The sequence below is a fragment of the Actinomycetospora callitridis genome, from assembly GCF_028737265.1.
Classification (GTDB): Bacteria; Actinomycetota; Actinomycetes; order Mycobacteriales; family Pseudonocardiaceae; genus Actinomycetospora; species Actinomycetospora callitridis.
Genome location: NZ_JAQZAK010000012.1, coordinates 173,553 through 183,996 on the forward strand (window position 1 = coordinate 173,553; position 10,444 = coordinate 183,996).

Annotated in this window: 9 protein-coding genes; 6 read left to right on the plus strand and 3 right to left on the minus strand. The window is 73.5% G+C overall.

All coding sequences use genetic code 11. The features are described 5' to 3' along the window. Positions 1–217: 217 nt before the first annotated feature. The 3 genes from PH191_RS27205 to PH191_RS27215 all read left to right on the plus strand — a co-directional run bounded on the left by PH191_RS27205 (position 218) and on the right by PH191_RS27215 (position 6,486). Positions 218–3,133, plus strand: a complete 2,916-nt coding sequence (locus PH191_RS27205; protein ID WP_274197754.1) for a glycosyltransferase family 2 protein — start codon at positions 218–220, stop codon at positions 3,131–3,133. After that, positions 3,130–5,088, plus strand: coding sequence for a radical copper oxidase GlxA (gene glxA, locus PH191_RS27210; RefSeq protein WP_274197755.1), 1,959 nt, complete (start codon positions 3,130–3,132; stop codon positions 5,086–5,088). Before PH191_RS27205 ends, glxA begins: the two co-directional genes overlap by 4 nt. A gap of 210 nt (positions 5,089–5,298) precedes the next feature. Then, the gene (locus tag PH191_RS27215) at positions 5,299–6,486 is read left to right on the plus strand and encodes a glycoside hydrolase family 6 protein (protein ID WP_274197756.1); all 1,188 of its coding nucleotides are present in this window, start codon (positions 5,299–5,301) and stop codon (positions 6,484–6,486) included. An 81-nt stretch (positions 6,487–6,567) separates the two neighbouring features. Here PH191_RS27215 and PH191_RS27220 read toward each other — a convergent pair whose 3' ends face one another. The 3 genes from PH191_RS27220 to PH191_RS27230 form a co-directional block, all read right to left on the minus strand. Further along, positions 6,568–7,422, minus strand: coding sequence for an NAD(P)-dependent oxidoreductase (locus PH191_RS27220; protein WP_274197757.1), 855 nt, complete (start codon positions 7,420–7,422; stop codon positions 6,568–6,570). Between the two features lie 9 nt (positions 7,423–7,431). After that, complete coding sequence (locus PH191_RS27225) at positions 7,432–8,010, minus strand: peroxidase-related enzyme (protein ID WP_274197758.1); 579 nt, start codon at positions 8,008–8,010, stop codon at positions 7,432–7,434. Positions 8,011–8,133: 123 nt separating this feature from the next. Beyond that, a complete protein-coding gene (locus PH191_RS27230) occupies positions 8,134–8,634 on the minus strand; it encodes a hypothetical protein (protein ID WP_274197759.1) in 501 nt (166 codons plus the stop codon). A 182-nt stretch (positions 8,635–8,816) separates the two neighbouring features. On the opposite strand from PH191_RS27230, the gene PH191_RS27235 reads away from it, so the two are divergent. The 3 genes from PH191_RS27235 to PH191_RS27245 all read left to right on the plus strand — a co-directional run. Continuing rightward, on the plus strand, positions 8,817–9,155 hold the full coding sequence (locus tag PH191_RS27235) for a DUF3024 domain-containing protein (protein ID WP_274189005.1): 339 nt from the start codon (positions 8,817–8,819) through the stop codon (positions 9,153–9,155). Further along, the gene (locus tag PH191_RS27240) at positions 9,152–9,769 is read left to right on the plus strand and encodes an NUDIX hydrolase (RefSeq protein ID WP_274197760.1); all 618 of its coding nucleotides are present in this window, start codon (positions 9,152–9,154) and stop codon (positions 9,767–9,769) included. Before PH191_RS27235 ends, PH191_RS27240 begins: the two co-directional genes overlap by 4 nt. Positions 9,770–10,020: 251 nt before the next feature. Continuing rightward, positions 10,021–10,444: class II glutamine amidotransferase domain-containing protein (locus PH191_RS27245; RefSeq protein WP_476294663.1), on the plus strand; the 424-nt coding region annotated here is incomplete at its 3' end.

Consider the following 10,444-nt stretch of genomic DNA (forward strand, 5'->3'; position numbering starts at 1 on the left):
CCGGCCGAAGAACGTCCCCCTGGGTGAGCACGGTGGGTGATGGCCTTACCGTTTTCCCGGACCGTTGACCACAACGGTCCCGGCGAGGAGACGACCGACGGGAGGACCGCACGTCGGCGGCGACCGCCCCTCGCGGGCCCGTGAGGGGCCGTGACGACGACGGGAGGCTCGTGACGACCGACCACTCGGTGTCGCGAGAATCGAGACGAAACGGCCGATGACCCTTCTTGCCGAGCGACCCCCGGATGAGGTCGACGAGTCCGAACTCGTCGTCGGCCGACGCATCCAGGAGTTCTCCCAGCTCGCCGGGCCGATCCGCGAGCCCGACCCCGCCGAGGGCGCCTACCGGGTGGCCTACCGCGGGGTCGACGCCGTGCACGGTCGCGGTCGGGTCGCCCGGTCCCTGCTCGTCGCCGGTCTGAACTTCGCCTTCGAGGCCCTCTTCTTCCTCTGGCTGCTGCACCCCTCGCACCGGCCGCCGGTCTTCGGCTCGACCTTCGCGATCTACGCGAACTGGATCGTCATCGGCTCGATCGGCCTCATGGAGCTCCTGCGGCTGATCAACGTCTTCTCGCTGTCGCTCGCCTCGGTGATCTCCCGCGACCCGGTGCCCGTGCCCCCGCGACCGGACCAGCGCATCGCCTTCCTCACGACGATCGTGCCGAGCAAGGAGCCCATCGACGTCGTGCGCGGCACGCTCCAGGCGGCGCTGCGCATCCAGTACGACGGGATCCTCGACGTCTGGATCCTCGACGAGGGGGACGACCCGGACGTCAAGGCGATGTGCCGCGAGCTGGGCGTCAACCACTTCACCCGCAAGGGCATCGGGAAGTACAACCAGCGCAAGGGCGCGTTCAAGGCCAAGACCAAGCACGGCAACTACAACGCCTGGGTCTCCGAGCACGGCGACTCGTACGAGGTCTTCCTCTCCGTCGACCCCGACCACGTGCCGCTGCCCAACTACGCCGAGCGGATCCTCGGCTACTTCCGCGACCCGGACGTCGCCTACGTCGTGGGCCCCCAGTGCTACGCCAACGACGAGACGTTCGTGACGCGCGCGGCGGAGTCGCAGCAGTTCCCGTTCCACTCGCTGATCCAGCGTGCGGCGAACCGCTACAACGCCGCGATGCTGGTCGGCACGAACAACGCCATCCGGATCAGCGCCCTGCGGGCCGTCGGCGGCCTCTCGGACTCGATCACCGAGGACATGGCCACCGGCCTGAAGTTCCACACGCGGCGCAACGCGGCGTCCGGTCGGCGCTGGAAGTCGGTGTACACCCCCGACGTGCTGGCGGTCGGCGAGGGACCGTCGTCCTGGGGCGACTTCTTCTCCCAGCAGATGCGCTGGTCGCGCGGCACCTTCGAGGTGCTGCTCAAGGAGATGATCTTCCGGCTCCCGCGCCTGTCGCCGGGCCGGGCGCTGCACTACATCCTGATCACGACGTTCTACCCGTCGATGGCCATCGGCTGGTTGCTCGGCGCGGTCAACGCGTGCCTCTTCCTGGCCCTGGGCGTCCAGGGCGTGGTCGTGCCGGTGCAGCTGTGGCTGGCGCTCTACATCGACGCGACCGCGTTCCAGCTCTGGGTCTACCTGCGCAACCGCCGCTACAACGTCAGCCCCTACGAGCCCGAGGGTTCCTCGGGCATCAAGGGCATGCTCATGTCGATCTTCGCGGCGCCGATCTTCGCGGCATCCCTGATCGCCACGATCCTGCGGCTGCCGGCCAAGTTCGTTGTGACGCCGAAGGGCTTGTCGTCCAGCGCCGACCACATCCTGACCTTCCGCCGGCACCTGCAGTGGGCGGCGCTGCTCGTCGGCGCGATCGTGCTCGCGATCCTGCAGGGCTACGCCGCGCCCGCGGTGCTGCTGTGGCCCGCCGTGGCGCTGGCCGCCTGCCTCGCGCCGCCCGTGCTGTGCCTGGTCGAGCGCATCGTCGGGCGCCAGCCGGCCATCGACGCCGCGCCGCCCGCCGTGCTGCCCGACGGCCGCTCGGGCATCACCACCGAGTCCCTCGAGCGCGCCGCGCTCGACGCCCTGCTCGCGGCCGGCACCGCCACCCGCCGCTCGCCCCGCCCGGAGGCCGTGCCCGCCGGCGTCGGAGCGCGCGAGGCCGACCGCACCGGGGCCGTCTCCGAGGGCGACCTGCCCGCCGGCTGGGTCCGCACCGCCTCGCTCGCCGGTCGCGACCGCCGGGCCGGGTCCGACGGCGCCCCGAAGTCGACCCCGCGCGACGGACGCCGGGACCGGCCCGTCCCGGACCGCCCGGACGCCCGGCCCACCCCGGGCCGTCGCCACGCCCGCGACGACACCCCCGTCGTGGACCCGACGCCGTCGCCGGTGCCGCGGTCGCGCCCCACGCCGGGCCCGGCGCCCCAGCCCGGCCAGCCCGGACCGCAGGGCCAGCCCGGACCGCAGGGCCAGCCCGGACCGCAGGGCCAGCCCGGCCAGCCGCCGCGGCCCGGACCCCACCCGGGTCCGCAGGGTCCGCAGGGTCCGCAGGGTCCCCCGCGACCCGCCGGCCCGCCGCCCGGACCGTCCGCCGTCCCGCCGGGAGCACGTCCCCCCGGCGGCGCCCCGGGACCGCGTCCCCGGCCCACGCCGCGTCCGGCACCCAGCCCGTTCCCGGCCCCGCCGGTCCGTCCGGGCGAGCGTCCGGCGGCCGCCGAGCACGGCGGCCGCTACGTCGCCCCCGCGGCCGAGCACCAGGGTGCGGTCCCGCCGCCGCCCGCGCCGCGGCCCGACGGACGCCCGGGCGAGACCCCGATCGGCCGTCCGACCCCGCCGTCGCCGGCACCCCGTCCGGACGCCGCCCCGGGCCGTGGTCCCGAGCGGACCCCGCGCCCCGGCCCGCGTCGCGAGCGTCCGCCGATGCTGTTCTCCACCCCGGCGGAGCTCGAGGCCGAGGGGACCGAGGCCGTGATGCCGGTCTCGGTGGGGTCTAGCATCGGTAACGAAACAGCAAAGCGACACGACGGACGAGACGGTGGGAGCCGCGCGGCCGACACCGGCTCGGTCAATGCACCGACGGTCGCCGTGCGTGTGGTGGCACTGGCCGCGGTGGCCGGTCCCGCCCGGCAGGAACCCGCGGGGGTGCCGCCGGACATCGAAGGGCGACGGACGGAGGCGAGTTGATCGAGCAGGGGCTGACCAGGCGGGTCAAGCGTTTCCTGCTCCTCGTCGTCGTCCCCGCGGTCATGCTCGGCGTGAACGTCCCGCCGGCGTGGGCGTGGATCTCCGAGCTCCGGCACCAGCAGCTGATCAACAGCCAGGAGTACAAGGAGAAGTTCGGCAAGTGGGACGTCGTGGACCTCCCCGACGACCAGAAGGTCAACGCGATCCACGCCGCCGTGCTCCCGACGGGGCGCATCCTCCTCATCGCCGGTTCCGGCAACAAGGAGGACATGTTCAACGCGGGGACCTTCAAGAGCCTCGTCTACGACCCCGCGACCGGACGTAGCCGCGTCGTCCCCACGCCCGACGACATGTTCTGCGCCGGCCACACGTTCCTGGGCAACGGCAACCTGCTGATCGCGGGCGGCACCCAGCGCTACGAGCGCCTCGACGGCGCGGTGGTCAACGCCGCCGGCGGCGTGACGGTCAAGAACGAGGACCCGGACGCGGCGCCGCGCTCGTTCCCCGCCGGCACGGAGTTCCGGTCGCCGGAGGGGCTCGTCTACCGCGCCGGCCACGCGTTCACGGTGCAGCCGGCGAACAAGGTCGCGACGCGACGCGGCGCGACGGTCACCGCCAGCGAGACCATCGTCTTCGCCGAGGCCGTGGCGCCCGGCCCGCAGTACGTGGCCGTCGGACCGAAGCAGTACTCGGTCGGTGGGCTCACCCCCGCCGAGGGGCAGAACATCTACGCCCTCGGCCAGGCGATGACCATGGAGAAGCAGGACTACCAGGGCATCGAGGAGACCTACGAGTTCAACCCGTTCACGGAGACCTACGAGCGCGTCGGGGACATGTTCTTCAAGCGCTGGTACCCGACGCTCACCCCGCTCGCGGACGGCAGCGTCATCGCGGTCTCCGGCCTCGACGGCACCGGCGAGATCCTGAACGGCCAGAACGAGGTCTACGACCCGGCCACCCGGCGCTGGACCGAGCGCAAGGACCTCACCCAGTACTTCCCGACCTACCCGGCGCTGTTCCAGACCGCGCGCGAGGACCAGCTGTTCTACTCCGGCGCGAACGCCGGGTACGGCTCGTCGGAGCTCGGCCGCGTCCCGGGCATGTGGAACCTCGAGAACAACATCTTCACGCCGATCCCCGGCATGCGTGATCCCGATCTGCTGGAGACCGCGGGCTCGGCCTGGGTCGGCCCGGTGCAGAACCAGCGGGTGGCCGTGGTCGGCGGCGGCGGCGTCGGCGAGAGCCCTCGGTCGAGCGCCCGGATCGACACGATCGACCTCAAGAGCCCGAACCCGACGTGGACGCCGGGGCCGATGCTGCCCGAGGGCACCCGCTACCCGAACCTGACGACGCTGCCGGACGACTCGCTGCTGATCAGCAACGGCTCACGCGACTACCGCGGCAAGGGCGACTCGAACAACCACAACGCGCGCCTCTACCGGCCGCAGACCAACACCCTCGACTACGCCGCGGACCCGCAGGTGGGCCGGAACTACCACTCGGCGTCGATGCTGCTGCCCGACGGGCGCGTCATGGTCGTCGGCTCGGACCCGCTGTTCGACGACGCCGCGGGCACCATCCCGGGCACGTTCGAGCAGCGCATCGAGATCTACACGCCGCCCTACCTGTTCCGCGGCGCGCAGCCGACGGTCGGCGAGGCCCCCACGACGCTCGCGCTCGGGCGCACCGCCGAGGTCCCGACGCCCGACGCCGCGCGCATCACCAGCGCCCGACTCATGGCGCCGATGGCGTCGACGCACGTCACCGACGTCGGGCAGCGCTCGATCGCGCTGGACATGACGAAGACCGACACCGGCGTCTCGGTGACCATGCCGGAGGACCGCACGATCGCGCCCGCGGGCCGCTACATGCTCTTCCTCGTGGACGACCGCGGTGTGCCGTCCCAGGCGCGCTGGGTCGAGGTACCGGAGGCCGGGCCGGCGGCCGCATCGTGACCTCGGTCGCTCGCTCCCGGCGGGTCGGGGACCTCGACGGTCGCGATGCGCAGTACGGACGGGTGAGTGGACGGCCGGCCGCGACGGGCGGCGCCTCCCCCCACACCGGCGTCACGAGGTGGCCTGGGAGCCTAGGTCCGAATGGACGACCGGCCCGGGGGTGGCACGACGGTGGCACGTGAGACGCACGGACGACGCGGTGGAGCGGAGGTGTCGAAGTTGCCGGAGAAGATGCCGGGGATGCCCGAAGCCGACACCGAGCCCATCCGGATCGAGCCGCGCGGTGCCGAGCCGCGCGGTGCCGAGACGAGCGGTGCCGAGCCGCGCAGTGAGGCCCGCGGTGGCGAGACCCGCGCCGCCGAGCGCCGCGGTGGCTCCCGCAGGCCCCGCCGCGGATGGCTCGTGGCCGGGGTGGCCGCCGTGACCGTCGTCGCCACCGCCCTCGGCGTCGCCGCCTGCAGCGGTGACTCCGGCGAGGGAGGGTCCGAGGGCGGCCCGCCGGTCTCCCCGGCCGCCTCGGAGTTCTGGGTGGACCCGTCGTCGTCCGCCGCTCGTCAGATCGAGCAGTGGCGCTCCGAGGGACGGACCGAGGACGCCGCGGCACTCGAGAAGATCGCTCGCCAGCCCCTCGCGATCTGGCCCACCGGCGAGACCGGCGGCGTCGAGGGCGAGGTGGCCGGCGTGGTGTCGCAGGCCCGCGCGGCCGGCCGCACCCCGGTCCTCACGGCCTACAACATCCCCAACCGCGACTGCGGCCAGTACTCCAGCGGCGGCGCCGGGGACGAGGGCGCCTACCGCGAGTGGCTGGACGCCTTCGCCCGCGGCATGGGCGGCACCCGCTCGGTGGTGATCCTCGAGCCCGACGCGCTCCCGCAGACGCTGACCAACTGCGAGGGCCAGGGCGAGCAGGAGGGCCGCGAGGAGCTGCTGGCCGAGGCGGTGCGCACGCTCAAGGGCGCGGGCGGCGAGGTCTACATCGACGCCGGCAACCCGGGCTTCGTCACCGACATCGGCAAGCTCGCCGACGGGCTGCGCAAGGCGGGGGTCTCGGACGCCGCCGGCTTCGCCCTGAACGTCGCGAACTTCATGGAGACCGAGCAGGTCGAGGCCTACGGCAACCAGGTCTCCGACCAGCTCGGCGGCGCCCGCTACGTCATCGACACCAGCCGCAACGGCAACGGCACCTACAACGGGCCCGAGCAGCCGACCTGGTGCAACCCGCCGGGCCGTGCGCTCGGCACCCCGCCCACCCGCGACACCGGGTCGCCGCAGGTCGCGGCGTTCCTCTGGGTCAAGGAGCCGGGCGACTCCGACGGCGACTGCCGCGGCGCCCCCGCGGCCGGCGAGTTCTGGCCGCAGTACGCCCTCGACCTGGCCCGCAACACCCCCGGAGCGTAGGCGACCACCGGAGCGCGCCGGCGGTTCGAGCACATGACGCGACGAAGGAGCGTCAGGTGCTGCACGCCTTGGCGCGACGGACTAGTAGGCGTGGACGACGGCGGCCATGTCCTCGCTGCCGTGGCCGTCGGACGACGCGGCGGCGAGGCGGTCGCGCACCGCGGTGGCCAGCGTGGTGTCCACGCCGGCCGCGCGCAGCGCCGCGGTGATCAGGTCGGTGTCCTTGATGACGCCGTCGAGCTCGAACGACGGCGTGTAGTCGCCGTCGATCATCGCCTTGCCCTTCAGCTGCACGTACGGCGCGTTCACCGCGCCGCCGTCGACGGCGTCGAGGAACTGCTGCGGGTCGACCCCCAGCCCGCGGGCGAGCGCGATCGACTGCGCGATGCCGTTGACCATGACGCCGATCCAGGCGTTGATGGCGAGCTTGAGCCTGCTGGCGTCGCCGATCGTCTCGCTCACCCACTGGGTGCGTGAGCCGATCGCGTCGAACACCGGCGCCACGGTGTCCCGCAGCGACGACGGACCCGAGGCCAGCACCACCAGCTGACCGTTCTCGGCGGGCGCCTTGGTGCCCAGCATCGGGGTGTCGAGGTAGTGCACGCCGGCGTCGCGCGCGAGCGCGGCGAGCCGGTCGGTGCCCTCGATGCCCACCGTGCTGGCCTGCACCCACACGGCGCCGTCGCGGAAGCGCGGCAGGACCGGCTCGATCGTCTGCGCCACGGCGTCGGTGTCGAAGAGCATCGTGATCACGACGTCGGCGTCGGCGACCGCGTCGGCCGCCGTCTCCGCCACCCGCGCACCGTCGTCGGCGAGGGGCTTCGCCTTCTCGGTGCTGCGGTTCCAGACCGTGACCTCGAGCCCCTCGCGGAGCAGGCTGCGGGTCATCCCCGCGCCCATGATCCCGGTGCCGAGTACTGCGACCGTGGTGCTCATGGACGCGGCCTACCCCCGTGGCTCGCGGCCCATGCCGAAGAACTCGGCGTTGGGGCGCAGCGCGGTGAGGTGCGCGAGACGGTTGGACATCGCGAACAGCGCGGTGATCGCCCCGATGTCCCAGATCTCCTCGTCGGACAGGCCGGCGTCACGGGCGTCGTCGAGGTCGTCCTCGCTGAGCGAGGCCGACTCGAGGGCCAGCGACAGCGCCAGGTCGACGATCGCGCGCCGACGCGGGTCGAGATCCGCGCCGTAGGGGTTGATCCCGACGTGGTCGGCGAGCTCGGGCTCCTTGCTGCGGATGCGCAGGATCGCGCCGTGGGCGACCACGCAGTAGGTGCAGTGGTTGGCGCCGGACGTCGCGACGATCACCAGCTCGCGCTCGGCCTTCGACAGCGGGGACTCCCGCTCCATGAGCGCGTCGTGGTAATCGAGGAACGCCCGCAGCTCCGCCGGCCGGTGGCCGAGGGCGCGGAAGATGTTGGGCACGAACCCCGAGCGCTCGGCGATGGCGCCGACGCGCTCGCGGAGGTCGTCGGGGAGCTCGTCGAGCTCGACGACGGGGAAGCGGCTGACGGGATCGGTCACGGGCGCGACCGTAGGTCCCCGCCGCCTCGGCGGCCAGTGTCAGCGGGGCTCGGGGTCCGGAGCGAGGGACGCCTCGGCTGCGTGTGACGCAGCGAGGGTGACCCTCGCTGCGGCGGCGCTGCCTCAGCCCGGCGGGCGGAAGGTGATGCCGCAGCGCTGCTGGGTGACCTCCTGGATGCGGGTCACCGCGGGCTGGGCCTCGCGCTGGAGACGGTCGAGGGTCGCGCGGTCGATGCGGGACGGGTCGCCGCCGGTGTCGGCGAGCGAGGCCAGCGCCTGGTCGGTCAGCGACTGCACCGTGCGCCAGTCGCCGGCGATCTCGGGCGGGGCGACGGCGACGAGGTCGGCGACCTGCTGGCGGGCGGCGGCCGAGGACGTCGGCACCCCGCCCTGGCCCGCGCCGGGTGCGGCCTGCTCGCCCTGCACGCGCGTGACGGTGTCGCAGTAGGGGCGCACGGCGGGGTCCGGCGTCGCGGGTGCCGCGGAGGTCGCGGCGGCCGGCGGGGCCGCGCCGGGCTGCGGGGCGGCGCCGCCGCACGCGGCCGCACCGAGCACGAGCCCGATCCCGAGGACCGCGCCGGCACCGGTCCGCGCAGCCCTCCCGCGGCGTGTCCCAGCGCTCACGCCTCGCCCCTCTCGTCCCGGTCGTCGTCCCGCCTCGCCCGCCCTGCTCGACGGCGCATGCTGGCAGGCCGCGCCGGTCCGGCGCGGACCGGGTGGTCGTCGGGCCCCTGCCGTCGGGTGTTGGCTGATCAGTGGTGCGGGGCACTCCCGGGCGCCGGGGCGGGCGTGTCACAGTGACGCCCGTGGAGGTCCCCGACGAACACCGCGCTCTCGTGCGGCAGTGGTGCGCCCGTCGCGTGCCCGAAGCGCAGCGGGACTCGCTGCGCATCTCGTACACCGAGCGCGCCGGCCGCATCACGATCTCGGTCCGGCGGGCGCCCGTGTTCCCCGAGCTGGGCACCAACTGGACCACCGAGCCCCTCGCCCAGCTGCGCCTGGTGCCCGACGAGGACCGCTGGATCCTGCTCTGGCCGGACTCCAGCGGACGCTGGCACCGCTACCCGGACGAGACGAAGGCCGGCTCGCCCGCGCCGCTGCTCGACATCATCGACGCCGATCCGACCGGCATCTTCTGGGGATGACGCCTCCCACCGCGGCCGAGGTGGCCGCGCGGGTCCGCGGCCACGACCGCGACGACCGGCGCGTCGCCGAGCGCCCCGACCTGCGCCGGGCGGCCGTTGCCGTCGTCGTCCTCGACGACCCGGAGCGCGGGCCGGGGGTGCTGCTGACCCGGCGCACCTCGAAGCTGCGCGACCACCCGGGTCAGTTCGCGCTGCCCGGCGGCTCGGTCGACCCCGGCGAGGACACGGTCACCGCAGCGCTCCGCGAGCTGGACGAGGAGCTCGGGCTCACCCTCGATCCCGACGCGGTCCTCGGGATGCTCGACGACTACCCGACCCGCTCCGGCTTCGTGATCACCCCGGTGGTGATGGCCGGGCCCGGCGCGGTCGCCGACCTCGTGCCCTCGCCGGACGAGGTCTCCGAGCTCTTCCACATCACGTTCGACGAGCTCGACGTCGAGCCGCGCTACCTGACGATCGAGGAATCGCCGCGCCCGGTGGTGCAGATGCCGCTCGTCGGCCACTACATCCACGCCCCCACCGGCGCCGTGCTGCTGCAGTTCCGCGAGGTCGCGCTGCACGGGCGGACCACGCGCGTCGACGGGCTCGAGCAGCCGGTGTTCGCCTGGCGCTGACGACCTTGACCGTTAAGGCCACGTGACGCGTGCCCCGATACGGCGTGTCGCGGCGTAGATCGTGGTTGTCTGGACAACGACCCCGATACGAGGATGCGTGAGCACACGTGTGCGGAATCGTCGCTGCCTACGGTTCGATCGATGCCGAGAAGTGCGAGCGGATGCTCGCTCGAATCCACCACCGAGGGCCTGACGACACCGGCCGGATCCAGTTGGAGAACGCGTGGCTGGGCCACCAGCGTCTGTCGATCATGGACGTGACGGGTGGCAAGCAGCCGATCGCCGATGACACGGACTCGGCCTACGTGGTCGGCAACGGCGAGATCTACAACCACGAGGACATCCGGGACGTGCTCTCGGAGGTCCGGTTCGCCACCGATTCGGACACCGAGTCGGCGTTCCGGCTGGTGCTGCGCGACGGCTCGGCGGCGCTGCACGAGGTGCGCGGGATGTTCGCGTTGGCGATGGCCCACACCGACGGGCGCGGCGCGGTGGCGCGCGACCCGATCGGGATCAAGCCGCTGTACTGGGCGCGGCTGGGCGGGACGACGATCTTCGCCAGTGAGCTGCGCGCGTTCGACCCCGAGGACCAGCCCTACGTGGAGGCGTTCCCGCCCGGACACGTGTGGACCCCGGGCATCGCCGGGCACGACGTCGCCGAGGGCGCGATGGTCC